Origin of the sequence: Streptomyces sp. A1277 (assembly GCF_004795015.1) — a bacterium.
Classification (GTDB): Bacteria; Actinomycetota; Actinomycetes; order Streptomycetales; family Streptomycetaceae; genus Streptomyces.
In genome coordinates this window covers 22,791-49,439 of sequence record NZ_SSBI01000054.1, presented here as the reverse complement: position 1 = coordinate 49,439, position 26,649 = coordinate 22,791, and the positions used below count along the sequence as shown (strand labels likewise).

19 protein-coding genes and 3 pseudogenes are annotated in these 26,649 nt (G+C 71.7%); 9 read left to right on the top strand and 13 right to left on the bottom strand.

Annotation, left to right across the window (positions count from 1 at the left end; genetic code table 11):
• Window position 1 precedes the first annotated feature (1 nt).
• Both E6R18_RS29025 and E6R18_RS29020 read left to right on the top strand, forming a co-directional pair.
• Window positions 2–1,792: a hybrid sensor histidine kinase/response regulator gene (locus E6R18_RS29025; protein WP_136319853.1), complete on the top strand. Its 1,791-nt coding sequence runs from the start codon at window positions 2–4 to the stop codon at window positions 1,790–1,792.
• Entirely contained in the window at window positions 1,789–3,447 is a 1,659-nt protein-coding gene (locus E6R18_RS29020) for a fused response regulator/phosphatase (RefSeq protein WP_136319852.1), read from the top strand. The genes E6R18_RS29025 and E6R18_RS29020 overlap by 4 nt, the downstream gene beginning before the upstream one ends.
• A gap of 79 nt (window positions 3,448–3,526) precedes the next feature.
• On the opposite strand, the gene pepN (E6R18_RS29015) is transcribed toward E6R18_RS29020, so the two are convergent.
• Window positions 3,527–6,103 carry an aminopeptidase N gene (gene pepN, locus E6R18_RS29015; RefSeq protein ID WP_136319851.1) on the bottom strand — a complete coding sequence of 859 codons (2,577 nt, stop codon included), beginning with the start codon at window positions 6,101–6,103 and terminating at the stop codon, window positions 3,527–3,529.
• Window positions 6,104–6,216: 113 nt separating this feature from the next.
• Between pepN (E6R18_RS29015) and E6R18_RS29010 the strand changes: the two genes are divergently transcribed.
• Window positions 6,217–6,717 carry a DUF1203 domain-containing protein gene (locus tag E6R18_RS29010; RefSeq protein ID WP_136319850.1) on the top strand — a complete coding sequence of 167 codons (501 nt, stop codon included), beginning with the start codon at window positions 6,217–6,219 and terminating at the stop codon, window positions 6,715–6,717.
• Between the two features lie 124 nt (window positions 6,718–6,841).
• Here E6R18_RS29010 and E6R18_RS29005 read toward each other — a convergent pair whose 3' ends face one another.
• The 4 genes from E6R18_RS29005 to pepN (E6R18_RS28990) all read right to left on the bottom strand — a co-directional run bounded on the left by E6R18_RS29005 (window position 6,842) and on the right by pepN (E6R18_RS28990) (window position 15,401).
• Complete coding sequence (locus E6R18_RS29005; protein ID WP_136319849.1) at window positions 6,842–7,870, bottom strand: aspartate-semialdehyde dehydrogenase; 1,029 nt, start codon at window positions 7,868–7,870, stop codon at window positions 6,842–6,844.
• A 177-nt stretch (window positions 7,871–8,047) separates the two neighbouring features.
• On the bottom strand, window positions 8,048–11,356 hold the full coding sequence (locus tag E6R18_RS29000; protein WP_206308457.1) for a S8 family serine peptidase: 3,309 nt from the start codon (window positions 11,354–11,356) through the stop codon (window positions 8,048–8,050).
• A 220-nt stretch (window positions 11,357–11,576) separates the two neighbouring features.
• A complete protein-coding gene (locus tag E6R18_RS28995; protein WP_136319847.1) occupies window positions 11,577–12,635 on the bottom strand; it encodes a hypothetical protein in 1,059 nt (352 codons plus the stop codon).
• Window positions 12,636–12,809: 174 nt separating this feature from the next.
• Window positions 12,810–15,401 (bottom strand): aminopeptidase N, encoded by a 2,592-nt coding sequence (gene pepN / locus E6R18_RS28990; protein ID WP_136319846.1) that lies wholly within the window; start codon window positions 15,399–15,401, stop codon window positions 12,810–12,812.
• 134 nt (window positions 15,402–15,535) lie between these two features.
• Between pepN (E6R18_RS28990) and E6R18_RS28985 the strand changes: the two genes are divergently transcribed.
• Together E6R18_RS28985 and E6R18_RS28980 are read left to right on the top strand one after the other, a co-directional pair.
• On the top strand, window positions 15,536–16,186 hold the full coding sequence (locus tag E6R18_RS28985; RefSeq protein WP_136319845.1) for a DsbA family protein: 651 nt from the start codon (window positions 15,536–15,538) through the stop codon (window positions 16,184–16,186).
• A 122-nt stretch (window positions 16,187–16,308) separates the two neighbouring features.
• The gene (locus E6R18_RS28980) at window positions 16,309–17,190 is read left to right on the top strand and encodes a DUF4232 domain-containing protein (protein WP_136319844.1); all 882 of its coding nucleotides are present in this window, start codon (window positions 16,309–16,311) and stop codon (window positions 17,188–17,190) included.
• Window positions 17,191–17,199: 9 nt separating this feature from the next.
• Here E6R18_RS28980 and E6R18_RS28975 read toward each other — a convergent pair whose 3' ends face one another.
• From E6R18_RS28975 to E6R18_RS28960, 5 genes and pseudogenes are all read right to left on the bottom strand, one after another.
• Window positions 17,200–18,165 carry an aldo/keto reductase gene (locus tag E6R18_RS28975; RefSeq protein WP_136319861.1) on the bottom strand — a complete coding sequence of 322 codons (966 nt, stop codon included), beginning with the start codon at window positions 18,163–18,165 and terminating at the stop codon, window positions 17,200–17,202.
• 86 nt (window positions 18,166–18,251) lie between these two features.
• Window positions 18,252–19,091, bottom strand: a complete 840-nt coding sequence (locus E6R18_RS28970) for an MOSC N-terminal beta barrel domain-containing protein (protein WP_136319843.1) — start codon at window positions 19,089–19,091, stop codon at window positions 18,252–18,254.
• 154 nt (window positions 19,092–19,245) lie between these two features.
• Window positions 19,246–19,887: a superoxide dismutase gene (locus E6R18_RS28965; RefSeq protein WP_136319842.1), complete on the bottom strand. Its 642-nt coding sequence runs from the start codon at window positions 19,885–19,887 to the stop codon at window positions 19,246–19,248.
• An 86-nt stretch (window positions 19,888–19,973) separates the two neighbouring features.
• Complete coding sequence (locus tag E6R18_RS34245; protein WP_168712467.1) at window positions 19,974–20,129, bottom strand: hypothetical protein; 156 nt, start codon at window positions 20,127–20,129, stop codon at window positions 19,974–19,976.
• 1 nt (window position 20,130) lies between these two features.
• Window positions 20,131–20,706: pseudogene (locus E6R18_RS28960) on the bottom strand (amino acid permease); the annotation flags it as partial.
• Between the two features lie 392 nt (window positions 20,707–21,098).
• On the opposite strand from E6R18_RS28960, the gene E6R18_RS28955 reads away from it, so the two are divergent.
• Entirely contained in the window at window positions 21,099–21,692 is a 594-nt protein-coding gene (locus E6R18_RS28955) for a biotin transporter BioY (protein ID WP_136319841.1), read from the top strand.
• Here E6R18_RS28955 and E6R18_RS35100 read toward each other — a convergent pair.
• Window positions 21,673–21,816, bottom strand: a pseudogene (locus E6R18_RS35100) (FAD-binding protein); the annotation flags it as partial. The gene E6R18_RS28955 and the pseudogene E6R18_RS35100 overlap by 20 nt on opposite strands.
• A gap of 157 nt (window positions 21,817–21,973) precedes the next feature.
• Here E6R18_RS35100 and E6R18_RS28945 point away from each other — a divergent pair.
• The 3 genes from E6R18_RS28945 (at window position 21,974) to E6R18_RS28935 (ending at window position 24,602) form a co-directional block, all read left to right on the top strand.
• Window positions 21,974–22,462: a ribose-5-phosphate isomerase gene (locus tag E6R18_RS28945; protein WP_136319840.1), complete on the top strand. Its 489-nt coding sequence runs from the start codon at window positions 21,974–21,976 to the stop codon at window positions 22,460–22,462.
• 79 nt (window positions 22,463–22,541) lie between these two features.
• Window positions 22,542–23,351 (top strand): DNA-formamidopyrimidine glycosylase family protein, encoded by an 810-nt coding sequence (locus E6R18_RS28940; protein WP_136319839.1) that lies wholly within the window; start codon window positions 22,542–22,544, stop codon window positions 23,349–23,351.
• Window positions 23,352–23,456: 105 nt separating this feature from the next.
• Entirely contained in the window at window positions 23,457–24,602 is a 1,146-nt protein-coding gene (locus tag E6R18_RS28935; RefSeq protein WP_136319838.1) for a PP2C family protein-serine/threonine phosphatase, read from the top strand.
• On the opposite strand, the pseudogene E6R18_RS28930 reads toward E6R18_RS28935, so the two are convergent.
• A pseudogene (locus E6R18_RS28930) lies at window positions 24,588–24,885 on the bottom strand (cation:proton antiporter); the annotation flags it as partial. The gene E6R18_RS28935 and the pseudogene E6R18_RS28930 overlap by 15 nt on opposite strands.
• A 157-nt stretch (window positions 24,886–25,042) precedes the next feature.
• Entirely contained in the window at window positions 25,043–26,194 is a 1,152-nt protein-coding gene (locus E6R18_RS28925) for an acyltransferase family protein (RefSeq protein WP_206308456.1), read from the bottom strand.
• Window positions 26,195–26,649: the final 455 nt, after the last annotated feature.

The following is a 26,649-nucleotide window of genomic DNA, read 5'->3' as shown; positions in this document are numbered from 1 at the left end:
CATGAACACCTTCTCGGCCCATGAGACCGCCCCTCTGGCGTCCTTCCCCCTGACCACGGAGCAGGACATCTTCCTGCTCCGCCGCAGCGGCAAGTCGGCCGCCGAAGCGCTCGGCGTGGAGAACCAGGACCAGATCCGGTTCGCGACCGCCCTGAGCGAGCTGGGCCGGGACCTGCTGGGCGCGTCCGGGCTGACCGTCACCTTCGGTGTCGTCAGCCGGCCGCTGCCCCTCCTGCGGGTCGGCCTGTCCTGGCAGGACGGCAGCGGCCCCGGGGAGGAGGCCATCCAGGCGGCCTCCCGGCTGGTCCCGGTCCGCTACGTCCCTCCGGAGCGCGGGCTCGCGGTCGAACAGCAGCTCACCGCCGACACCAGCACGTCCGATGCCGCCGAGCAGGTGCGGGGCGCCCTCCTGGCCCACAAGGGCCCCAGCGCACTGGACGACACCCGCGCGCAGACCGGCGACCTGATCGCCGCACTGGTGGAGTCCAGGGCGCAGCGCGAGGAGCTGCGCCGTCTGAACGAGGAGCTGGAGGAGACCAACAAGGGGGTGATGGCCCTCTACACCGAGCTGTCACAGGAGCTGGAGGAGACCAACCGAGGTGTCGTGGCCCTCTACGCGGAGCTGGATGAGAAGTCCCGGCAGCTGCGCGAGGCGAGCGAGGCCAAGACCAGGTTCTGGGCCAACGTCAGTCACGAGCTGCGCACACCGGTCAACTCGGTCGTCGGACTCGCACGGCTGCTCCTGGAATTCGACGAGGACCGCCTCGACGAGGAACAGCGCCGGCAGATCGGCCTGATCTCCGCGTCGGGCGGCACCCTCCTCGCCCTCGTCGACGAACTCCTGGACGTCGCCAAGGCGGAATCCGGGCGCCTGGAACCCCACTGGACGACGGTGGACCTGCGGGCCGCACTCGGCCAGCTGCGGGGCACCCTGCGGGGCTACGCGGTCGCGGGTGGCGCCGAACTGATCGTGGCCGAGCCCGATCTGCGGATCGTCAGCGACGAGGTCATGCTCACCCGCGTCCTGCGCAACCTGCTCTCCAACGCCCTGAAGTTCACCTCCGCCGGGACCGTGCGCCTCGACGTCTCCCGGGAGGACGGGCCCGACGGCGGCCACGTCGTCTTCACCGTGTCGGACACGGGCGTCGGCATCCCGGAGGAGGAACAGCAGCAGATCTTCGAGGAGTTCTACCAGGTGCGCGGACCCCATCAGCGCGGCCGCTCCGGTACGGGCCTGGGCCTGCCCTACGCGCGCCGGCTCACCGAGCTCCTGGGCGGCAGCCTCTCGCTGGCCAGCAGCCCCGGGGCCGGCACCGAGGTCACCGTACGGCTGCCCGTGGCCGGTCAGTCCCTCTGCGGGACCGGCCGCCACGAACCCCACGCACCCGTGGTCGCCGTGCTGGTCACCGTGGACGACGACGGGGCCTTCCGCACCGCGATCCGACCGCTTCTGGACCGGCTCGCGGGGCGTGTGGTCGAAGTGGCGGAGGGCGGCCTGGCCGGCTCCACCGTGCGCCGCGAGCGGCCCGACGCCGTGCTCCTCGACCTGCACCTGCCCGACCTCGACGGGTACGCCGTGCTGGCGGAACTCGCCGCGGACCCCGAGCTGCGCACCGTCCCCGTCCTCGTCCTGACCTCGACACCCGGTGAGGATCTGGACCGGGAGCGGCTCACGCACGCGCGGGCGATCCTCGAGAAGTCCACGCTGAACCTGTCGAAGCTGGCCGCGGCACTCGCGGAACACACAACGCCCGCCACGCCGGGAGCGGACGAGAAGGACGACATGGCATGACTGCGCATTTGCGCCGGGACAGCGCCGCCGCCAAGGTGCTGGTACTCGACGACAACGAGACGAACCGGTACATCGTCGGCAGCTGGCTCCGCCGGGCGGGTCACACCGTCGTGGAGGCCGCCGACGGCACGGGGGGCCTGGCCCTCCTCGCCGACGCCCCCGACGGCGAACTGCCGGAACTGGCCATCGTAGACGTGAAGCTCCCCGACATGAGCGGCTTCGAGGTGTGCGAGCGGATCAAGGCCGATCCCCGGACCGCCTCACTGCCCGTCATCCACGTCTCCGCGACGGCCATCGAGCTGAGCGACCGGACCCAGGGCCTCCACCGCGGCGCGGACGCCTACCTCACCGAGCCGATCGCCCCGGACGAGCTGCTGGCCACGGTCACCGCGGCGTTGCGTTACGCCCGCGCCCGGCGCCGCGCCGAGCGGCTCGCCACCCGGGTCGCCGCGCTGAACAGCAGCACCCTGGCCGTCTACGCCGCCATGGACGGGGAATCCTTCACCGCCGAGGCGGCGGCCGGCGCGGCCGCGCTCATGGAATCGGCCGCCGTCGCCGTCTGCCTCAGCCCCGACAACCGTACGCTCCACCTCGCCGCGGTCGCCCGGAGCCCGAGGGCGGGCAGCGCCGGGACCGGCGCTGACACGGCGGTCAGCGAGGCGGGCGACGGGGGGCGGCTCCTCGACCTCCTGGCCGAGCGGGCCCTCGGCGACCGGACCGGCACGGAGACCGTGCTGCTGTCCGGTGCCGAGTGGCGGGCGCTCGTCTGCCACGACGGCGACCGGGCGGACGTGTTCCCCGCCGGGGTCGCCCTCACCCTGGCCCGCACGAAACGGGGCCGGCCCCCCGTCGCGTTCGCGGTCGGCGCCGACGCCCTCGACGGCGTGGACGACCGGGACCTGCTCTCCCAGCTGGCGCAGGCATGCGCCCTGGCGCTGGAGGCGCTGCGCTCACGCAGCGAGGAACACGCGCTCGTCCTCACCCTCCAGCGGACCTTCCTGCCGGACCGGCTGCCCGAGACACCCGGTGTGGACCTGGCCGTGCGCTACGAGCCCGCCGCCGACCACACCGAGATCGGCGGAGACTTCTACGAGGCCCTACAGACCCCGGACGGCCTGCTGCTCGCCATCGGGGACGTGGCGGGGCACTCGCTGAAGGCCGCCATGATCATGGGAGAGGTCAGGCACGCCCTGCGGGCCTACGCCATCGAGGGCCACGCCCCCCAGTCCCTGCTCACGAACCTGGACGCCCTGCTGGTGCGCGTGCGGCCGTCGATGACGGTCACCGTGTGCCTGGTGCTGGTGGAGCCCGGAGGGCGACGCATCCAGGTGGCCAACGCCGGACACATCCCGCCCCTGCTGCGGCACCCGGACGGAACCACCCGCTATCTGACCGAGCACGGCCCCCTGCTGGGGCTCAACCTCCCGCATCCGCCGGTCGTGAGCCACGAGGTGCCGGAGGGGTCGACCCTCCTGCTGCTGACGGACGGCCTCGTCGAGGTGCCGGGTGAGGACCTCGACGACAGCATGCGGATGCTGGGCACCACCTTCTCCCGGGCGCCGGCCGGGATCGAGGAGCTGTGCGACGAACTGCTGGCGACGTTCGGCAAGGGAAAGACGGACGACATCGCCCTGCTCGCCGCCCGCCTGCACTGACCGGTCCCGGCAGCCCCGGGCAGCGCGAAGGGGGCGCCTCGTCGCAGGCGCCCCCTTCTTGCTCCTTGTCCGGACCCGGTTACGCGGTGGCCGCCGCCGCGTCAGCCGCCCGCGCCCGCAGCGCCCGCTCCACGCCCGAGCGGGACTCCGAGACCAGCCGGCGCAGACCCGCACCCGGCTCGGCCGAGGCCAGCCAGGCGTCCGTGGCGTCCAGGGTCTCCTGCGAGACCTGGAGCGCCGGGTACAGGCCGATGGCGACCTGCTGGGCCATCTCGTGGCTCCGCGAGTCCCAGACGTCCTTCACCGCGGCGAAGAACTTCTCCGTGTACGGGGCCAGCAGCTCCTGCTGGTCCGCCTGCACGAAGCCGGCGATGACCGCCTCCTGGAGGGAGTTCGGCAGCTTGTCGGACTCCACGACCGACGCCCACGCCTCGGCCTTCGCCTCCTCGGAGGGCCGCGCCGCACGGGCGGAGGCCGCGTGGCGTTCGCCCGCCGCCGTCCGGTCGCGCGCGTACTCGGCGTCGATCTCGTCCTCGTCCAGCAGCCCGCCGGCCGCCAGCCGCTGCACGAACGCCCAGCGCAGCTCGGTGTCGACGGTCAGGCCCTCGATCTCCTCGGTGCCGTCGAGCAGCGACTGCAGCAGGTCCAGCTGCTGGGGGGTGCGGGCGGTGGCCGCGAAGGCACGCGCCCAGGCCAGCTGGTGGTCGCTGCCCGGCTCCGCCGCACGCAGGTGCGCGAGCGTCGCCTCGGTCCACTGCGTCAGACCCGCCTCGCGCCACTCCGGCATCGCGTACAGGTCGAGCGCCATCTTCACCTGGCGGTGCAGCGACTGCACGACACCGATGTCGGACTCCTTGCCGATCCCGGACAGGACCAGCGCGAGGTAGTCGCGGGTGGCCAGCTCGCCGTCCCGGGTCATGTCCCAGGCCGAAGCCCAGCACAGGGCGCGCGGCAGCGACTCGGTGAAGTCGCCCAGGTGCTGCGTGACGACCCGCAGCGACTCCTCGTCCAGGCGGACCTTCGCGTACGACAGGTCGTCGTCGTTGAGCAGGACGACGGCCGGGCGGGCGGTACCGGCCGGGAACGGCACGGTGGTGCGCTCGCCGTCCACGTCCAGCTCGATCCGGTCCGTACGCACCAGCTTCCCGGCCTCGTCCAGGTCGTAGCAGCCGATGGCGATCCGGTGCGGCCGCAGCGTCGGCTCGCCCTTCGCGCCGGCGGGCAGCGCGGGGGCCTCCTGGAGCACGGTGAAGGAGGTGACGTGACCGTTCTCGTCGGTCTCGATCTCCGGGCGCAGGACGTTGATGCCGGCCGTCTCCAGCCACGCCTTCGACCAGGTCTTCAGGTCGCGGCCGGAGGTCTTCTCCAGCGCGCCCAGCAGATCGGCCAGCCGGGTGTTGCCGAAGGCGTGCGCCTTGAAGTACGCCTGGACGCCCTGGAAGAACTCGTCCATGCCGACGTACGCCACCAGCTGCTTCAGGACGGAGGCGCCCTTGGCGTACGTGATGCCGTCGAAGTTGACCAGGACGTCGTCCAGGTCGCGGATGTCGGCCATGATCGGGTGGGTCGAGGGCAGCTGGTCCTGCCGGTAGGCCCAGGTCTTCATGGAGTTGGCGAACGTGGTCCACGAGTGCGGCCACTGCGAGCCCTCGGCGTACGCCAGGCAGGCGATCGAGGTGTACGTGGCGAACGACTCGTTGAGCCAGAGGTCGTTCCACCACTCCATCGTGACGAGGTCGCCGAACCACATGTGGGCCAGCTCGTGCAGGATGGTCTCGGCCCGCGTCTCGTACGCCGCGTCCGTCACCTTGGAGCGGAAGACGTACTGGTCGCGGATGGTGACCGCGCCCGCGTTCTCCATCGCGCCCGCGTTGAACTCCGGGACGAAGAGCTGGTCGTACTTGGCGAACGGGTACGCGTAGTCGAACTTCTCCTCGAACCAGTCGAAGCCCGTCCGGGTCACGTCGAAGATCGCGTCCGCGTCCAGGTACTCGGCGAGCGAGGGCCGGCAGTAGATGCCCAGCGGGACGGTCCGGCCGTCCTTCTCGTAGCTGCTGTGCACCGAGTGGTACGGGCCGACGATCAGCGCGGTGATGTACGAGGAGATGCGCGGCGTCGGCTCGAACGACCAGACGTCGTCCCTGGGCTCGGGCGTCGGCGAGTTGGAGATCACGGTCCAGCCGGACGGAGCCTTCACGGTGAACCGGAAGGTCGCCTTCAGGTCCGGCTGCTCGAAGTTGGCGAAGACGCGGCGCGCGTCCGGAACCTCGAACTGGGTGTACAGGTATGCCTGCTCGTCCACCGGGTCGACGAAGCGGTGCAGCCCCTCGCCGGTGTTGGTGTAGGCGCAGTCGGCGACGACCTTCAGCTCGTTGGAGCCCGCCAGCAGGTGCGGCAGGGCGATGCGCGAGTCGCGGAAGACCGCCGCGACGTCCAGCGCCTTGCCGTTCAGTTCGACCTCGTGCACCGCGGGGGCGATCAGGTCGATGAAGCTCTCCGCACCGGCTTCGGCGGAGTCGAAGCGCACGACGGTGACGGACCGGTAGGTCCCGCCCTCCTGCGCTCCGGAGAGGTCGAGATCGATCTCGTACGCGTCCACGGTCAGCAGGCGCGCCCGCTCCTGTGCCTCTTCGCGGGTCAGATTCGTGCCAGGCACGCGGTCATCTCCTTGCTCTGTGATGTTTCCCGTCATCCTTCCACGGGACCCGCACCCAGGGCGATGTCCGTTTTCCGCCGGACCGTGGCGCCGCGCCGAGGGAGGCTCGTCGTATGACCGCATACGAGGCACGCGCGATCGAACCGGACGCGCTCAAGGAACTCCGCGAGACCGACGACGCGGGACGCCCCTGCGTCCCGTACACCGCCACCGAGGCGGGCAGCCCGCTGCGGTGCTGCCTGCGCGGCACCGAGGCGGGGGAGCGGATCGCCCTCGTCTCCTACGCCCCGCTGCGGCGCTGGGCGGCGGCGGCCTGGGCCCGCCCGGGGGCCTACGACGAGCAGGGCCCCGTCTTCGTCCACGCCGAGGAGTGCGAGGGGCCGGAGCCCGGCCGGAAGGGCTACCCGTTCTCCCGCGCGGGCGCGCTGCGGACCGTGCGGCGCTACGACGCGGAGGGGCACATCGTGGGCGGCCGGCTCCTGGAGATCCCCGCGGACGAGGAGCGCGGGTACGACGAGGCGTTCGCGGAGGCGTTCGCGGACCCGGCGGTGGAGCTGGTCCACGTACGAGCCGTGGAGTACGGCTGCTGGCACTTCGAGGTGCGGCGCGGATGAAGCCCCGCCGCACCATCCAGCCCCGCCGGCGTTCGAGGCGCGGGGCCCGGGGCGGAGCGCCGGTTTCGGGAAGGGGCGGGGAAGGGGGCAGCCCCGCGCAGCGGCACTGCCCCGGCCTCCGGCTTCAGCCGGCGAGCTCCGCGGCCACCAGCTCCGCGATCTGGACCGCGTTCAGCGCCGCGCCCTTGCGCAGGTTGTCGTTGGAGACGAACAGCGCGAGGCCGTTCTCCACGGTCTCGTCGTTGCGGATGCGCCCCACGAAGGACGCGTCCTGCCCGGCGGCCTGGAGCGGGGTGGGGATCTCGGAGAGCTCGACGCCCGGGGCGTCCTTCAGCAGCTCGTACGCGCGCTCCACGCCGATCGGGCGGGCGAAGCGGGCGTTGACCTGGAGCGAGTGGCCGGAGAAGACCGGCACCCGGACGCAGGTGCCGGAGACCTTCAGCTCCGGGATCTCCAGGATCTTGCGGGACTCGTTGCGGAGCTTCTGCTCCTCGTCCGTCTCGAAGGAGCCGTCGTCCACGATGGAGCCGGCCAGCGGCAGCACGTTGAAGGCGATGGGGCGCTTGTAGACGCCGGGCTCGGGGAAGTCGACGGCCGACCCGTCGTGGGTGAGCTTGTCGGCGTCGGCGACGACCTTGGACGCCTGGCCGTGCAGCTCGGCGACGCCGGCCAGTCCGGAGCCGGAGACCGCCTGGTACGTGGCGACGGTCAGCGCTTCGAGCCCCGCCTCCTCGTGCAGGGGGCGCAGCACGGGCATGGCGGCCATCGTGGTGCAGTTCGGGTTGGCGATGATGCCCTTGGGGCGGTCGGCGATCGCGTGCGGGTTGACCTCGGAGACGACCAGCGGGACCTGGGGGTCCTTGCGCCAGGCGGAGGAGTTGTCGATCACGACGGCACCCTGCGAGGCGACCTTCTCGGCCAGTGCCTTGGAGGTGGCGCCGCCGGCGGAGAAGAGCACGATGTCCAGGCCGGTGTAGTCGGCCGTGGCGGCGTCCTCGACGGTGATCTCGCGTCCCTGCCACTCGATGGTGGAGCCCGCCGAGCGCGCGGAGGCGAACAGCCGCAGTTCGTCGGCCGGGAACTTCCGCTCGGCCAGGATGCTGCGCATGACTGTGCCTACCTGACCGGTGGCGCCGACGATTCCGACCTTCACGGGAACTCCCTCAGACGTACGAACGGGCTCGATTGCCGGTCCATGATGCGTATGTCCACGGCCGCCTTGTCCAATCCATTGTCCGACCTGCGGACGGGGGCGTGCGGGCCAGTGGGGCGGGCGCTCGGCGAGCGCCCGCCCCACTGTCGTACGGATCACATGTTCAGCACCGTGTGGCTACGGCGTGACCTTCTCGATCACGACGCTGCCGGTGCCCGCCGCGGTGCCCCGGGCGTTCACGAGGCTGATCTCGCCGAAGAACTGCCGGCCCTCGGGGGCCGCACCGGCGACCTTCACCTCGGCACCGACCTTGGCCGAGGCGCCGGGGGCCAGGTTCACGGCCTTCGACGCGTCGACGGAGATCGTGCCGAGCGACGCCGAGTAGAACACGTCGCGGTAGTCGAACGCGGTGGTCCCGGCCGGTACGTCGTACCCGTCGATGACGACCGTGTACGTGCCGGCGGCCGGCTTCACCAGGCTGACGGACTCCTCGGAGCCCGCCGTGGTGGAGGCGCCCACCTGGGCGGAACCCTTGAAGACGTACAGGTCCAGGTCGGCGTTGGCGTCCGCGGTGTTGCCGATGGCGACGTCCAGCTTCTCGACGCCCGCACCGATGGTGACCTCCTTGACGTACTCGCCGCCCGTGGAGATCGACGGACGCTCGACGTCGGCCGAGCCCAGCGAGCCGCCCGCGAGCTTGCCCTCCAGCGCGCCCGCGTTGTTGGTGACCTTCCAGTCCACCGCCGCCGGGGTGCCGATCTTCGCCTCGGCGAGGGTCTGCACCGCCGGGTCGAAGGTCGCGCCGAGCAGCGCGACGTCCAGCTTGTACGGGTTGTCCAGCAGCGGCGACGTGCGCCGGGCCTCGACCTCGATCTCCCAGACACCGGGCTGCGGGTCCGGGTACGAGCGGACGTCGGGGCGGCAGGTGTTGGCCGGGTTCTCGTAGTTCGGGTAGCAGTACGGCGTACCGCTGTCGTCCACCGCGACCCCGTAGGGGTGGATGGAGATGAAGCGGGTCTGGCTGCCCGAGCGCAGCGCGCTCATCGCGACCTCAAGGGTCTTGGCGCCCTCCGGCACGGTCACGAAGTACGACGTGGTGCCGTTGCGCTGCACCGAGCCGGACGCCTTGAACGCGTAGGACGGCTTGGCCAGCTCCTTGGAGACGACGACCGTGGTCAGGATCTGCTGGTCCGTCCCGGCGGTCTTCTTGTCGTCCAGCTGAAGGATCGCGCTGTGCACGCCCGCGCTGCCCGGCTTCGCCTGGACCTTGACCGTCACCGGCTTGCCCAGCGGCAGCGCGACCTTGTTCGAGCCGACGAGCTTGAAGGTGCCGTCGTTGTACTTCCAGGACAGCTTGTGCTCGACCTTCTTGTCCGGGCCCGTGGTGCGGGTGACCGTGACGTCGTAGGTCTTCTTCTGGCCGGCCTTGAGGCCGCCCTCGCGGTCGTAGAGGCCGGTGCCGAAGCCCGGGGTCTTCAGCGCGAAGTCGATCGCGGTGTCGACGGGGGCCTTGACCGAGTACTCGTGCGCCGGGGAGCCCTGCTTCTTGATCAGCTTCCAGGCGTCCACGATGTTGATCAGACCGGCGCCCTGGGCGTGCGCGGGCACGCCCTTGATCTGGGTGGCGGTGCTGGTCAGCGCGGTGCGCAGGTCGGCCGGGGGCAGCTCGATGTGCTTCTGCTTCGCGGCGGACAGCAGCAGTGCGGTCGCGCCGGCGGCCTGCGGGGAGGCCATCGAGGTGCCCTGGAGCATGGAGTAGCCGGCCGGCAGCGAGTAGCCCGCCTCGGCGACCGGCGAACCGGGCAGCCAGGTCTGCGTCGAGTTGATCGACGCGCCGGGCGCCGTCAGGGTCGGCGTGAAGCCGCCGTCCTCACGCGGGCCGCGCGAGGAGAAGGGCAGCATGTCGTACTTCTTGGTGACGTTGGAGCCGTAGTTGGCGGCCCAGGTCTCCTTGGAGATGGACGCGCCGACCGAGATGACGTGGTCGGCGAGGCCGGGGTCACCGATGGTGTTGACGCCGGGGCCGTCGTTGCCGGCCGAGATGACCAGCTGGACGCCGTAGATGTCGACCAGCCGCTTGTACAGCTCCGCGCGGGCGTTGTTGCCGTCGTTGAGCGGCGGCAGACCGCCGATCGACATGTTGACGACGTCCACGCCGCGGTTCACGACGAGGTCGATCATGCCCTCGGTGAGCGCGATGTTGGTGCAGCCGCCGGACCAGGTGCAGGCGCGCGAGGAGACGATCTTCGCGCCGGGCGCGGCGCCGTTCATCTTGCCGCCGAACAGGCCGTTGGCGGCGGTGATGCCCGCGACGTGCGTCCCGTGCTCGGACTCGATGACCCCGATGGAGACGTAGTCGGAGGTGTCGCCCGCCGCGTTGTACACGACGTTCTCGCGGTTCTCCACGACGAACGGGATGCGCTCGACCACGTCGGTGCGCGGGTCGTCCTTGCCGAAGTAGGAGACCTGGTGCTTCTCCTTGTACGGCTTGAGGGCGGTGTCGTCCCTGAAGTCCGCGTTGTCGTTCAGGTCGACCCGGGTGGTGCCGGTGACCGGGTCGTAGAGCACGGCCCAGGTGTCGGTGGTGTCGCCGTCGCGGTTCAGGTCGCCCGCCATGTCGCCGCCCTTGGTGGCGGCCTCGGCGAACACGCTGATCCGGTACGAGCCCTTGGGGGCGGAGTAGGTGCGCCCCTTGTAGGTGAACACCGGGCCGGACACGGCGTCCGTCATCCGCAGCCAGGTGCCGTCGCCGTCGCTGACCGGGTCGGTGGCGGTCACCCAGTCGGTGATCTTGCGCTCGCCGGTGGTGGTCTTCTGCAGCGCGGGGTGACCGAGGTCCACACCCGCGTCCAGGACGCCGATGGTGATGCCGCGGCCGTCGGCCTTCGGGTGCTGCTTGACGAAGTCGACCGCACCGGTCTCGAAGGACGGGTTGTACGGGTTCTTCGCCGGCGTCTTCTTCCCGGGGGCCGCGTAGGTCCCGGTCGACTTCACCTTGGCCTTGCCGCCGGTCGCCCGGTCGGCCGCGGGGGTCGGGTCGTCCAGCATGATCTCCTGCTTGAGATCGATGCCGTGGACGGAGCTGAGCTTCGACGCCGCCTTGATGGTGGCCTCGGCGGCGGAGGTCGGCACGGTCGCCCGTACGTACCCGAGCTTGTCGTACGCACGCCCCAGCACGGAGCCCTTGACGGCGTCCAGCTGCTTGGTGACCTGCTCGGTCGCACCGGGGGCGGTGGCGACCATCATGGTGATGTTCTTCTCGCCCTTGGCCTTGGCCTTGGTCAGGATTTCGGCGTCGGCCGTGCCCAGCTTGTCCGCCGGGCTCGTGCCGGCGGCCTTCACGGGTGCGGTGGCCGGGTCGTCGGAGGCGAAGACGGGGGTGACGCCGGTGGCGGCCAGTGCGGCCACCAGGCCGGCGGCGGCCGCCACTCGGGCCGCGCGTCTCGCTCCGGATATGTAACCGGGGGATTCGGAGGTCATCAGCATCCCTGTATGTGAAAGAGAGAGTCCGGAAATCGGTACCGGATGACCGCTCACCCTTTCGTAGATGACAGGGCTTTGTGGAGAGTTGTGGGGGGCTTGTTGCGGACATGGCGGAATCCCGCCAGTGGGGCCGAAGCGTCAGCGGGGACGAACACCCCCATACGTGACGGAACTCCGGCCTCGGCGGGGATTCGGCGCGGTTTCGCGGGGATTCGGGACCGTCTCAGCGGGGCAGGATCACGACATACGCCGGCGGCTCCCGGTCCGCCGACGCCATCAGCGCTGTCCGCACCATGGCCGCCTGCTGCTCCCGCGCGTCCCGCAGCTTCTTCGGCGTGAGGTGGACGACGGTGACGCCGAGCCGCTCCAGGTGCTCGCGCCGGGCGGCGTACGCGGACCACTCGGCCTCGTGCTCCTCCTGCCGGCGGCCCTCGTCCAGCCGGCTGTGGCGCGGGGCCCGGGTGTCCAGCTCCACGGCGACCGCCTCATCGGGCCAGTAGGCGTCCACCCCGCCCAGGTGCGGGCCGCCGGGCAGCCGCAGATCCACGTTCCACAGGGGCTCCTTGAGCCCGTGCGTCCGCACCATGCCGTACAGCCGCTCCTCCGCCATGGCCCGCCCCTCGGCCAGCAGGGAGTCGACCGCGTTCACCACCTGCGGCCGCCCGAGCACCTTGGCGCGGTTCAGCTCACCGACCACCACGGCCGGTTCGCAGTGGCCGCCGCGCACCGCCTCGGTGAGCAGCCGGCGCACCGCGAGCGCGTCCCCGAGCCCGGCCACCGCGTCCGCCAGCGCCCGGGCCACCGGCGCCACCGGCAGCCCGTCCCGCCGCTTTGGGCGCGGCAGTTCGGCGGTGCGCAGCAGCCGGGCGTACCCGGCCGAGCGCAGCCGCCGCACCCGGGGCACCAGCACGTCGATGCGCTCCACGGCGGAGGCGGGCGGCACGGCGGCGAAGCCGTACAGCGAGAGCGCGGCGAGCCCGGTGAGCATCGCCTCGCCGTACGCCGGGTCGGCGGCCCGCGACGGGGCCGGCCGCCGACCGGACGCCGGTGGCCGGCCCGCGTACAGCAGGGCGGACCGCAGCCGCTCCCGGCCGCTGAGCGGTCCGGGGTGCAGCACGAAGACACCGGGCAGCGGCTGCTGCCACGGACCACCGGCCCGGCACTGCTCGGCGGCCTGTCCGGGCGGGACACCCATCGCCTTCAACTGCGCGGCCGACACCACGCGTTGACGCATACCGGCGGTGGGGAGGTGACAGGGGGAGAGCGGGGTGTTCTGGGTCATGCTCCGGTGTATCCCGCCGGTGGCCGTTTCCTTGACCGTTGTTACAGGCTCGTCGACATACCGGGACAACAACACCGTCCCGCACCACGACCCAGCCCGTCCGGCGTTCGAGGACGGAACCCTTGCCCGGGACGGGGGCGACCGGGCAAGGGCCCTGAGCCGGAGGTCCTCCGCCTACGCCACCGTGTCCGCCGCCTGGGCCCGCAGCCCGCGCGCGAGGTCGTCGCGGGCCTCCAGCACCAGCCTGCGCAGGGCCGGCGCCGCGTCCGCGTGCGACTCCAGCCACGCGTCGGTCGCCGCCAGCGTCGCCGGGTCGTCCTGGAGCGCCGGGAACAGGCCCTTGACCACGGCCATCCCGATCTGGATGGACCGCTCGGCCCACACCCGCTCGATCGCCTCGAAGTACCGCTCGGCGTACGGCGCCAGCAGCTCCCGCTGCGAGGACTGCGCGAAGCCCGCGATCGTCGCCTCCACCAGCGCGTTGGACAGCGCGTCCGACTCCACGACGTCCGCCCACGCCCCCGCCTTGACCTCGGCGGACGGCCGGGCGGCCAGGCACCGCACCTGGTGCCGCTTGCCGGAGGCCGTGTCGTCCCGGGCCAGCTCCGCGTCCACCGCCGCCTCGTCCGCCGCCAGGTGGGCGACGAGCGGGGCCAGGAGCGCCCAGCGCAGCTCCTGGTCGACGTCGAGCCCGTCGATCCTGGCCGTGCCGTCGAGCAGCCCGGACAGCAGCTGGAAGTCGGTGTCCGATGCGGCGACCGACGCGAAGAACCGGGCCCAGGCGAGCTGGTGCTCACTTCCGGGCTCCGCGAGCCGCAGCTCACCGAGCGCGCCCTCGGCCAGCGCCCGGCCGCCCTCCTCGCGCCACTCCGGCGCCGCGTAGTGCGTCAGCGCGGTACGGGTCCAGGCGTGCAGCATCTGGAGCACCCCGATGTCCGTCTCGCGCCCGGCGAAGGCCAGCACCAGCGAGACGAAGTCACGGGCCGGCATCAGGCCGTCCCGGGTGAGGTTCCACAGCGCCGACCAGCACAGGGCGCGCGCGAGAGGGTCCGTGATGTCGCCCAGGTGCGCCCGCAGCGTGGCCAGCGACACCTCGTCGAAGCGGACCTTGCAGTAGGTGAGGTCGTCGTCGTTGACGAGGATCAGCTCGGGCCGCTCGGCCCCGGCCAGCTCCCCGATCACCGTGCGCGGGCCCGACACGTCCGCCTCGGCGCGCGCGTAACGCACCAGGTCGCCTTCGGGGGTGCGCCGGTACAGGCCCACGGCCACCCGGTGCGGCCGCAGCTCCGGGTGCGACTCGGCCGCCTCCTGGAGGACGGCCAGCTCGGTGATCCGGCCGGCCGCGTCGTAGGTCGCCATCGGGGTCAGCGAGTTGACGCCCGCGGTCTGGAGCCACGAGCGCGACCAGGCGGTCATGTCCCGCCCGGACGTCTCGGACAGCACCGACAGCAGGTCCCCGAGCCGGGTGTTGCCGTAGGCGTGCTTCTTGAAGTAGCGCCGGGCGCCCTCCAGGAACGCGTCCCGGCCCACGTACGCCACCAGCTGCTTCAGCACCGAGGCGCCCTTGGCGTACGTGATGCCGTCGAAGTTCAGCTTGGCGTCCTCCAGGTCACGGATGTCGGCCGTGACGGGGTGCGTGGACGGCAGCTGGTCGGCGCGGTAGGCCCAGGACTTGCGGTTGTTGGCGAAGGTGATCCAGCCGTCCTGGAAGCGGGTCGCCCCGACCATCGCGAAGACGCCCATGAAGTCGGCGAACGACTCCTTCAGCCACAGGTCGTCCCACCACTGCATGGTGACGAGGTCGCCGAACCACATGTGCGCCATCTCGTGCAGGATGACGTTGGCCCGGCCCTCGTACGCCGCCTGCGTCACCTTGCCGCGGAAGATGTACTCCTCGCGGAACGTGACACAGCCCGGGTTCTCCATCGCGCCGAGGTTGTACTCCGGCACGAACGCCTGGTCGTACTTCCCGAACGGGTACGGGTAGTCGAAGTTGTCGTGGAAGAAGTCCAGGCCCTGCTTGGTGATCAGGAAGACGTCGTCGGAGTCGAAGTGCTTGGCGAGCCCCTTGCGGCACATCGCGCCGAGCGGGATCTCCAGTGTCGTGCCGTCCTCGAAGGTGCGGCTGTAGGAGTCGGTGACGTAGTGGTACGGACCGGCGACGACCGCCGTGATGTACGTCGAGATCGGCTCGGTCTCCGCGAAGCGCCAGACCCCGCCCTCGCGGGACTCCTCGGCGCCGTTGCTCCAGACCGTCCACTCGGCGGGCGCCGTCACGCGGAAGCGGTAGGGCGCCTTGAGGTCGGGCTGCTCGAAGTTGGCGAAGACGCGGCGCGCGTCCGCCGGCTCGTACTGGGTGTAGAGGTAGACCTCGCCGTCCTCCGGGTCGACGAACCGGTGCATGCCCTCGCCGGTCCGGCTGTACGCGCACTGCGCGTCCACCACCAGGACGTGCTCGCCCTCCGCCAGATCCGCCAGCGCCACCCGCGTGCCGTCGAAGACGGCCGCCGGGTCCAGCGCCACGCCGTCCAGACTGACCGCGTTCACGGACGGCGCGATCAGGTCCGCGAAGGTCGACGCGCCGCCGCGCGCCGCGCGGAACCGGATCGTCGTCACCGAGCGGAAGGTCAGCGGACCGGCGGTCCGGTCGTCCCGGCCGGGCTCACCGACCGCGGAACGGACGTCGAGTTCGACGTCGTAACCGTCGACGGTCAGCAGCTCGGCCCGCTCGCGGGCCTCGTCTCGGGACAGGTTCTCACCGGGCACGAGCACACTCCTTTGTGTCACGTTCGAATACTTTGATCCTCCCATGCCGTCTCCCGGCCGAGCACTCGGGAATGGCCGGAGCGCCCCGCGGTGTTCTCGCGCACAGAGTGAGATCGGTCCGCTTGAGGAGAGACATGTCTGACAACAGCACGGCAACCGGCAAGACCCCCGCCGATTTCTGGTTCGACCCGCTCTGCCCGTGGGCCTGGATGACCTCCCGCTGGATGCTGGAGGTGGAGAAGGTCCGCGACGTCGAGGTCCGCTGGCACGTGATGAGCCTGGCCGTACTCAACGAGAACCGGCTGGACGAGCTGCCCGACGAGTACCGCGACATGCTGGAGAACAAGGCATGGGGCCCGGTCCGCGTGGTGATCGCCGCCCAGCAGAAGCACGGCGACGACATCGTCGGCCCGCTCTACACGGCCCTCGGCACCCGCTTCCACAACAAGGGCGAGGGCCCCACCCGGGAGGCGGTCGTGGCCGCCCTGAAGGACGTCGGCCTGCCCGTCGAACTCGCCGACTACGCCGACTCCGACGCCTACGACACCGAGCTGCGCGCCTCCCACCAGGAGGGCATCGACAAGGTGGGCCAGGAGGTCGGCACCCCGGTCATCGCCGTGCCCGGCGCCGACGGCGAGCAGGTCGCCTTCTTCGGCCCGGTCGTCACCCCCGCCCCCAAGGGCGAGGAGGCGGCGAAGCTCTGGGACGGCACCCTGCTCGTCGCCTCGATCCCCGGCTTCTACGAGATCAAGCGCACCCGCACCCAGGGGCCGGTCTTCGACTGAGCGGACACGGCAGCGCGGGGCCCGTCCGTCCGGCCGGGCCCCGCGCGGGCTGTGACGCCGCTGTGACGCTGGATGTGACCTCGCGCACAGCCCGGCGCGGCGCTCTTTGATCTTCTGGGCGGATGCGCCCCGCCACCGCCCTCGTCCTGTGTGCCGCCCTCGCGAGCACCGCGCTCCTGACCGGATGCGGGAAGGAAACGGCCGGGTCCGAGGCCGCCTCGCCCGGCGCCACCTGCGCCGCCGCCCCGGTCGACGACCCCTCCGGCCGGACCTGGGACAACGTCCGCGTCGTCACCGGCACGTGCGGGCCCTCCGGCGCCCCCTCCACCGGGTTCGAGGTCACCAACACCGAGAGGGAAGCGCTCACCTTCACCATCACCCTCACCCTGGTGAACGGCTTCGGCGAGGCCATGGACAACACCACCCGCACGGTCGAGAACGTGCGCCCCGGCCAGACCGTGCGCCGCCCCCTCGACACGGAGGACGGGCCCGGCTCCGCCCGGATGCTGCGGGCCAGGATCGCCAAGGTGCGGGCCGTCCCGGCCGGCGAGGCGCCCGCCGCCGACGCCTGCCCGCCCTCCGGGGTCCGCATCACGAACGACCGGGGCGACGCCGCGATGGGGCTGCGCGTCATGGGCATCCACCTGGTCAACTGCGGCACCGCCGACTACCGCCTCGACGGCTACCCCGCGCTCCGGCTCCTCGGCGAGGACCGCGAACCGGTGACCGGGGTGAACGTCCTGCACGGCACCGACAAGATCTCGACCGGGGTCGGCGGGAGCGCCCCGCCCCGGCCCGTCAGCCTGCGGCCGGGGGAGTCAGCGCGCGCGATCCTGGCGTGGCGCAACACCACCACGGAGGGCGACCCGGTGAACGCCCCCTATGCCGAGGTCACGGCGAAGCCCGGGGCCGCGCCCGTGACGGTGACCCCGGAGCTCGACCTCGGCACCACGGGCCGGCTCGGCGTCGGCCCGTGGACGAAGGACGACGCGGCGGCCCGGTGAGCGCCTGGCTCAGGAGTAGAAGTTGCGCTGCCACCGGTGCCGGGCGAGCACGGCGAGCTGGTCGGCGCTGAGCGGGCACCCGTCGCCGACCGCGGTGTTGCGCTCCACGTTGCGCACGCTGCGCATGCCCGGGATGACCGTGGAGACGGCCGGGTGGCTCAGGACGAACCGCAGCGCGTGCTCCGCGACCGCGTCCTGCTCGATGCCCAGGTCCGCGACGATCGCCGCGACGCGCTGCTCGACCTGGGCCGGGCGGTCGTCGCGGAAGTACCGGTTGCGCCAGTCGCCCTCGGGGAACGTCGTGTCCGCGGTGATCCGGCCGGTCAGCCCGCCCTCGTCCAGCGCCACCCGCACGATCACCCCGACCCCGTGCTCCTGGCAGGCCGGCAGCAGCGCGTCGGCCGGTGCCTGGTCGAACACGTTGTAGATGACCTGCACGCTGTCCACCACGCCGCTGCGGACGAGCGCGAGGGCGCTGTCGGGCACGTGGTCGTTGACGGAGACACCGAACAGGCGGACCTTGCCCTCCTGCTTCAGCGCGGCGACCGTCTCCAGCCAGTCCCCGCGCCCCACCCACTCGTCGTTCCAGACGTGGAACTGGAGCACGTCGAAGTGGTCCAGACCGGACGTGCGCAGGCTCGTCTCCAGGCTGGTGCGGATGTGCTCGCCCGGGAAGGCGTCGGCCGGGTCGATGCCGTCGTGGGCCGGCCACGCCCCGTTCTCCGGCGGCACCTTGGTCGCCACCAGCACCTCGTCGCCGGCCCGTTCGCGTACGACCTGCCCGACGATGCGCTCGCTCTCGCCGTAGCCGCGCGCCGTGTCGATGAAGTTCACACCGAGGTCGATCGCCCGGTGCAGGGCGCGCACGGACTCGTCCTGCGTGGCCCCCACCCAGCCGGACTCACCGATGCCCCAGGCGCCGTAGCCGATCTCCGACACCGAAAGTCCGCTGCGTCCCAGCTCGCGGTAGCGCACAGTCATCCTCCACGTCCACGTCGTCGTCCCGTACCGCCCGGAGCCTAGGCGACCGGCCCGCCCGGGTCAGGTGGATTTACGGGCGCTCAGCCGCCGACCGGGCTGCCGACCGAGACCCGGTCGCCGACCCGCACCACGCCCTCGCGGACCACCGCGTTCTTCGCGCCGAAGCTGACCTTGTTGCCGAACTCCGGCTCGCGCCGGTACGTGGCCAGGGTGCGCAACGGCTCCGGGCCTTCGCGGCGGCCGGACGGCTGGTCGACGAGCGTGACGTTGCACCGGGTCGCCCGTGTGGAATGGGCGAGTTCGACGGTGCCCAGCGACATCCGCGCCACCCGGTCCTCGAAGTGCGGCTCGTCCTCACCGGTCAGCACGATGTTGGGGCGGAAGCGGTCCATGGGCACGGGCGCGGCGTCGCCCCGGGCGGCGATCCGGGCGTTGAGAGCGGCCAGCGAGGCCGTCGAGGTGACCAGGACCGCGTGCGCGTCGGCGAAGTTGAGCTTGCCGGGGGTGTCGCCCCAGCCGTCGCGGTCGAAGCCGGGGACCGCCCGGACCAGCCGGGACGGGGCCCCGAGTGCGTCGGAGAACCACTGCGCGGCCTCGTCCCCCTGGTCGACGGCCGGCCCGAGGTCCTTGCCGAACATGCTGACCTCGCGGCGCGGCCCGTCCCGGACGACGTCCAGGCGCAGCGGCCCCGCGCCCTCGGCCGACAGGGCCAGCACGGCCCCGGAGTCCAGGACCTCGGCCCTGAGCGCGGCCATCGCGGGGTGGGTGCGCTGGCTGCGGAAGGTGCCGTGGGCCGCGTCGACCACCATGAACGTCCGGTCGTGTTCGAGGCCGGTGGTGGTGACCCGTGCGCTGTCGAGTGCGACGCCGGCACAGCCCTTGACCGGGTAGCACGCCAGCTGCTGGACGGTGATCGTCATGATCTGCTCCTCATGGCGGACATCATGCAGCAGACAGGCCCCCGCCTGTCACGTCCAGGCGGGGGCCTCTCCTTCATCCGCCTGCCCGGTGAAGGTTGAGAAGACGATCACGAGGCAGGACGCTCGATGCGCCCCCGGCCGGGAGCGCCCCGGGTCAGGGGGCGAGCAGCAGGACGTCCGCGCGCTCCTTGGCGGCGGCGTAGCGCTTGGCCACGTCCTGCCAGTTGACGACGGCCCACATCGCCTCGATGAAGTCGACCTTCTGGTTCTTGTACTGGAGGTAGAAGGCGTGCTCCCAGGCGTCGAAGACGAGGACCGGGACCGAGCCCTGGCCCACGTTGCCCTGGTGGTCGTAGACCTGTTCGACGATCAGCTTGCCGCTGACCGGCTCGTAGGCGAGGACGCCCCAGCCGGAGCCCTGCGTGGTGGCGGCCGCCTTCGTCAGCTGGGACTTGAAGCCGGCGAAGGAGCCGAAGGACTCGGTGATCGCGTCCGCGAGGTCGCCGACGCCGTCCGCCGCGAGGGGCTCGCCGCCGCCGTCACCGGTCATGTTGTGCCAGTAGATGGAGTGCAGGATGTGGCCCGAGAGGTGGAAGGCCAGGCTCTTCTGGAGGCCGTTGACCGCTCCCCATGCCTCCTTGTCGCGGGCCTCCTCCAGCTGCTCCAGGGTGTCGTTCGCGCCCTTCACGTACGCGGCGTGGTGCTTGTCGTGGTGGAGCTCGATGATCTGCGGATTGATGACCGGTTCGAGCGCGGCGTAGTCGTACGGGAGTTCCGGGAGCGTGTACGTGGCCATTGGTTTCGAACCCTCCAGCTGCTGAACCGTTGTTATTGCAACCTATATGCAAGAGCAGGCTAACAGCAGGAGTGGCTGAGAGAGGGTCAGTCCTTCGTCCTGGTCCCGGCGCGCCGCCCGCGTACGGTCCCGACGGCGGCCAGGGCCGCCGTCAGCGCGCCCGACGCGAGCAGCTGGTCGCGGGTGCCGGGCTGGCGGAGCATCAGGACGAAGATCCCGGCCATGGCGAGCAGCGCCACCACCGTCAGCCCCGGGAACCACCGCCAGCACGCCCAGCACCAGGAACAGCGCGATCGCGGTGACCTTGAGCGCGGCGAACCAGAACTCGAACTCGCCGAACTTCGACACCGAGGCCAGGTTCGCCCCCAGGGACACCACCATGAACAGCGCCACCCAGGCCCACTCCGGGGTCCCGGGCAGTCAGCCGGTGACGATCCGGGCCGCGCCGATCCCTTCGAGCCCGACGGCCACACAGAGCAGCACCCAGAACGCCCAGCCCACCGTGAAACCGGCCCACGGGCCGATCGCCCGCTCGGCGTGGACGGAGAACGAACCGGACGCCGGATCGGCCGCCGACATCTCACCGAGCATCCGCATCACGAGCATGGCCAGCAGCCCGGAGGCGGCGTACGCGACGACGACCGAGGGGCCCGCGGCGGCGATGCCCGTACCGGAGCCGACGAAGAGCCCGGCGCCGATGACACCGCCCAGCGCGATCATCGACAGACGGCGCTGCTTCAGCCCGTGCGAGAGGGAGGTGTCGGGCGCGGTGTCCGGCGCGGTGGCCGGCGAGCCGGTGGGGGAGGAGGTCCGGGACATGGACGAACTCTGTCCGGTCGGTGAGACGGGGGACGTCCTCAAGCCTGAACACGCGCCCCGATCACCGGGAACCACGGTCCGCTATACGGTCACCGGATCCGCGCCGCGGCCCTGTGGAGCGGCAGGCGACGGGCCGCCGTCACGGGGCGGAGTTTTAGAGGGAGTTCACAGTCCTGCCCCCGCGCCCCTTCCCGGCCCAGCCCGGAAGAATCCATTCCCACCTCCGTGACAAGCATCACGCCCCGCGATGATTGCGCGTCGTTCGTTGTGTGAATCCCACCAACGCCCCAACCGCCGCTTTGTGGGCCGCTGATGGTGATCGAGCGCGACTCCGTCGGCTAACGTCAGGCTCAGTCCGTCCCTCTGTCTGCCCTCACCCCCGCGGAGTCCCGATGAGCACTGCTGCCGCCCCCGTCCGTACCGGAGCGGTCCTCGCCGACCTGCTGCCCGCCGTCCGGCACCGCTACGCCGTGGACACCGCCCTGGTGCTCGGCGGCGCCGCGCTCACCGGCATAGCCGCGCAGATCGCCGTGCCGGTCCCGGGCTCCCCGGTCCCGGTCACCGGCCAGACCTTCGCCGCCCTCCTCGTCGGCACCGCGCTCGGCGCCCGCCGCGGCTTCCTCTCCCTCGCCGTGTACGCGCTCGTCGGCATGGCCGGCATGCCGTGGTTCTCGGCCGGCAGCTCCGGCGCGGGCGGTGCCTCCTTCGGCTACGTGCTCGGCATGCTGCTCGCCGCCACCGTGGTCGGCGGCCTGGCCCGGCGCGGCGGCGACCGCTCGGTGCTGCGCACCGCGGGCACGATGGTGCTCGGCTCCGCGATCATCTACGCCGTCGGCGTGCCGTACCTGGCGCTGTCCACCGGCATGTCGGCGAGCGCCGCGATCGCCGCGGGCCTGACGCCGTTCCTCCTCGGCGACGCGCTGAAGGCGGCCCTCGCCATGGGCGCGCTGCCCGCCTCCTGGAAGCTCATCGGCCGCCGGGGCTGACCCCGCCGCCCCCGCTTCCGTAAGCAGGGACCTCCGAAGAGGCTCGCCGGGTCGTACCGCGACACCAGACCGGCGAGCCTCTCGGCCGTCCGGGGCCGTGGAAGCCGTCCATGCGGCCGCCGCCGCGCGCCACCCCGTCACCCGTCACCACGTCGAGCGCGCGCACCCGGTCGGCGGCTTACCCGAACTCCCGGGCCGGCCCCCCGTCGACGGGGCCGGGCAGCCCGTGCGGCCGCACCCCGTCGTCGGCCACCCGGCTCCGCTCGTGCCACACTCCTCCCATGCGCGTGTACCTCGGATCCGACCATGCCGGTTACGAACTCAAGAACCACCTCGTCGAGTGGCTCAAGGCACAGGGCCACGAAGCCGTCGACTGCGGTCCCCACATCTACGACGCCCAGGACGACTACCCGCCGTTCTGCCTGCGGGCCGCCGAGAAGACGGCCGCGGACCCGGACAGCCTCGGCATCGTGATCGGCGGCTCCGGCAACGGCGAGCAGATCGCCGCCAACAAGGTCAAGGGCGTCCGCGCCGCACTCGCCTGGAGCGAGCAGACCGCCGCACTGGGCCGTGAGCACAACGACGCCAACGTGATCTCCATCGGCGGCCGGATGCACACCGTCGAGGAGTCCACCAAGTTCGTGGAGATCTTCCTCGCCACCCCGTACTCCGGCGAGGAGCGGCACACCCGCCGCATCGACATGCTCACCGCGTACGAGAACACCGGCGAACTCCCCCCGGTCCCGGCCCACCACCCGCAGCAGGGCTGACCCCCGACCCCCTGTGCCGCCGGTCCTTCCGGCGGCACAGCCATGTCCGCCCCCGCCCCCACCGAGGAGACCCGCCACCGTGCCCGAGGGACACACCATCCACCGCCTCGCCGCGGACCACCGCGAGCGCTTCGCCGGCCGGCCGGTGCGGGTCAGCAGCCCGCAGGGCAAGTTCTCGGACAGCGCCGCCCTGCTCGACGGCCAGGTCCTCGAAGCGGCCGACGCCCACGGCAAGCACCTCTTCCTCGGCTTCCCCGACACCGGCTGGGTCCACATCCACCTCGGCCTGTTCGGCAAGCTCGGCTTCGGTACGGTGCCGGCCCCGCCGCCCACCGAGACCGTCCGGCTGCGCCTGCTGAACGACGCCCACCACGCGGACCTGCGCGGCCCCACCACCTGCGCCCTGATCACCGACGCCGAGAAGCGCGCGATACACGACCGGCTGGGCCCCGACCCGCTGCGCGGCGACGAGGACGGCGAACGGGCCTGGCAGCGGATCTCCCGCAGCCGGACCACCGTCGCCGCCCTCCTGATGGACCAGAAGGTCGTCGCCGGAGTCGGCAACGTCTACCGCGCCGAAGTGCTGTTCCGGCACGGCATCGACCCCTACCGGGCGGGCAAGAACCTCACCCGCCGCGAGTGGGACGCGATCTGGGCGGACCTGGGCGCGCTGATGCGCGAGGGCGTACGGAACAACCGGATCGACACCGTCCGCCCCGAGCACCTGCCCGAGGCGATGGGCCGCCCGCCACGCGTGGACGACCACGGCGGCGAGGTCTACGTCTACCGGCGCGCCCGCCAGGGCTGCCACATCTGCGGCACCGAGATCCGCACGGCCGACCTGGCCGCCCGCAACCTCTTCTGGTGCCCGGGCTGCCAGTCCGCGTGAGCGCACCCGGCTACCCGCAAGTACGGCCCCGGACGGGCCGATTTCGAACACATTGTCATGGGGTCCCCCTGCACCGGAGGCCGCCGGGTGGATAAGGTCCCCGCAATGGCCCGACGCGCAGGAGCAGAGACGTACCCGGCCCGATTGCGGAAATCGGCGCACCGGGTCCGCAGCACGCTGCGCAGGTCCGGGGTCGACTACTTCCGCGGCGACGGCTCCGACTGGATCGCCCTGGCCGGCCTGCTGCTCGTCATCCCGGCCATCACCTGCGCCACCCTGGCCGACCCGGTCTGGTGCGCGCCCACCATGCTCGTCCTGCCGATCGTCGCCGGCGGCCTGCTGCTGCGCCCCGCCAGCCTGCTCGGCCTGTACGCGGCGGCCGCCGCCGCCCTCATCGTGGAGTCCATCTGGCTCGGCCCCTACGAGAATGGCCCGGCCAGGGTCACCCCCGGCACCGTGCTGACGGTCGCCGCCTGCGGGTTCTTCGGGCTGATCCTCGCCCAGTTCCGCGCCCGGGTCGGCGTGCCCTGGCGGCGCGGCGGCACCATGCTCTTCGACCTGCGCGAACGCATCCGGGTGCAGAGCTCGCTGCCCCGCCTCCCGCAGGGCTGGCACCGCGAGATGTCGCTGCGCCCGGCCGGCGGGCAGTCCTTCTCCGGGGACTTCGTCGTCGCGGCCCGCACCCACGGCGGGCGCACCCTGGAGGCGGTCCTGACCGACGTCTCCGGCAAGGGCAGGGACGCGGGCTCCCGCGCCCTGCTGCTGTCCGGCGCCTTCGGCGGGCTCCTCGGCTCACTGCCGCCGCACGGCTTCCTGCCCGCCGCCAACGGCTATCTGCTGCGCCAGGACTGGGACGAGGGCTTCGCCACCTCGATCCACCTGGTCCTCGACCTCGAAACGGGCGACTACGAACTCCTCTCGGCGGGCCATCCGCCCGCCCTCCAACTCCACGCCGGCAGCGGCCAGTGGGAGGAGATGGCGGCGGAGGGCCCGCTGCTCGGGGTGTACGACGGCGCCGAGTTCGACCCGGTGAAGGGCCATCTGGCCCCCGGCGACGTGCTGATGCTGTTCACCGACGGGCTGGTGGAGGCATCGGACCGGGACATCGCGGAAGGCATCGACCGGCTGACCGGCGAGGCCGACCGCTATGTCGCCACCGGCTTCGAGGGCGCCGCCTGGCACCTGATCGAGGCGTGCGCCAAGGACGTCAACGACGACCGGGCCCTGCTGCTCCTGTCACGGAAGTCCTGAGCCGACCCGAACGGGACCGGGGAGCGCCGGTTCCGGCCCGCCCGGCAGGAAGCGGCCCAGCCAGTACGAGCGCCCGGCCGCCATCGTGGCGAGGATCAGGGCGAACTCGCCGCGCGCCACGAGGGTGGTGGAGATGTTCGCGGTGGCCTGCGGGCCGAACGCGTACACCTTGGCGGCGGCGATCCCGGCGAAGACGTTCATCGCGAGGGTGACCGCGGCGGCGGCCGGCACCGGCCCACAGGACGGTCGGCAGGCCGCCGGGGTCGATGGAGAGCCCGAAGGCCCGCAACTCTGAAGGCTGTGGACGGGGCGCTCTGGAAGCTGCCGGCCGAACGGCGGGATTGAGCCAACACCGGCCGATACGACGAAGCCCGGCCGCTCCCCCACACGCGAAGCCCGGCCACGCCGGGCCGGGCTTCGCGTGTGGGGGAGCGGGGGGCTCAGATCTTGGCGGCGTCCCGGCGGAACGCCCAGTCCATGTCCGGCTCGGTCACGCAGCGCAGGACCCGCCGCACCGGCGGCGTGCACAGCAGGGTCACGGCGGCGGAGGCGACCACGGTCACGATCACCAGACCGGTCGGCGAGACCAGCCAGGCGTGGTCGTCGAAGACGCCCGCGTAGTCGGCGCCCTTCACCAGGAAGCCGTGCAGCAGGTAGCCGCAGATCGTGCCGGCGCCGAGCACCGTGAACCACATGTGCCGGCGTGGCACCAGCGCCAGGAACGCGGCGGTCAGCAGCGTCGCGCAGGCGAACATCGCGAGCGTCATCACGGCGCCCGACCACCACGGCGCGCCCATGTCCTGGGCGCTGGAGTCCCGCAGGAACCAGCCCAGTTGCATGCGGGGTGCCGCCCAGTACGCGAAGACGACGGCGACGGCGAACAGCGGCAGGGCGATCAGCCGCGCCTCGCGGCGGCGCACCAGCTCGAAGTGCTCCGGCTTCAGCTGGAGTCCCAGCACGAAGAACGGCAGGAACTGCAGGACGCGCGGCAGGTCGAGGTCGTCACCGATGCCGGGGGCGAGCGAGGCGAGGACGGCGATCACGAGGGAGACGGCCAGCGGGTGGCGGAGATTGCGCCACAGCGGGGTGGTGAGCCGCCAGATGAACAGGGCGGCCAGGAACCAGGTCAGGTACCAGGGCTCCAGCAGGCTGATCGGGGCGTCCGGCTGGTCGTTCGCGTACCGCCGGAACAGCGAGTACGCCGTCTCGAAGACCACGTACGGCACGGCGACACCGGTGACCAGCCGCTTCACCTTGGCGGGGCTCAGGTCGAACGACCGTGAGAAGTAACCCGAGATGAGGATGAACGCGGGCATGTGGAAGGTGTACGTCACCATGTACAGCGCGCGGGCGGCCCGGCTCCCGTCCATGACCGGGACCCACGAGTGCGCCACCGCGACCAGCACGATGGCGAGGTACTTCGCGTTGTCGAAGAAGGCGTCACGCTTCTTGGCGGGGGCGCCCTGCGCGGCCTCGTTCGCTACCGGAGCGGGTGCCTCCGCGGTCGCCGCCGACGCAGGGGGTCTGGGCTCCGGCTCCCCGGTCGCCGGGGAAAGCGCGGCCCTCTGCATTGCGTTCGGAGCGTGGAACATCTCAAGCACCCTAGACGTCTCGATTGCCATCCGTAAAACCGCCGTCGAATAGCGCGTGTTCCCTGCATATCAAATGCCAAACCAACAAAGCGTGCCCGTTGTGGCCGGTTTCATCCGTATCAAATGGTGCATACCGTCAGTGAGTTGGCCGAAGTGAATTACGTCGCGTTCGGCGACGAATTTCCCTGTGAATAAACTGTGTGGATACAGAAACGATCACCGTTGCATATCGCTCCGAGGCGCGGATTCACAGAAACGGGCCGATGCGGCGGCAGCGGTGCGGGGCCGGGCGGGGGTGCCTGTGCATGACGGGGCCTCAGCCGTTCGAGTCATCGGGCGCACAGGGGGCGCAAGGGGCGCAAGATGGCGTGATATCGACAGGTCGATTCGTCACCTGGCAGCGACCCGGGGGGAGTTGGTGGCACGATGGACGGAACGGAGGGGTGCACGGCCGC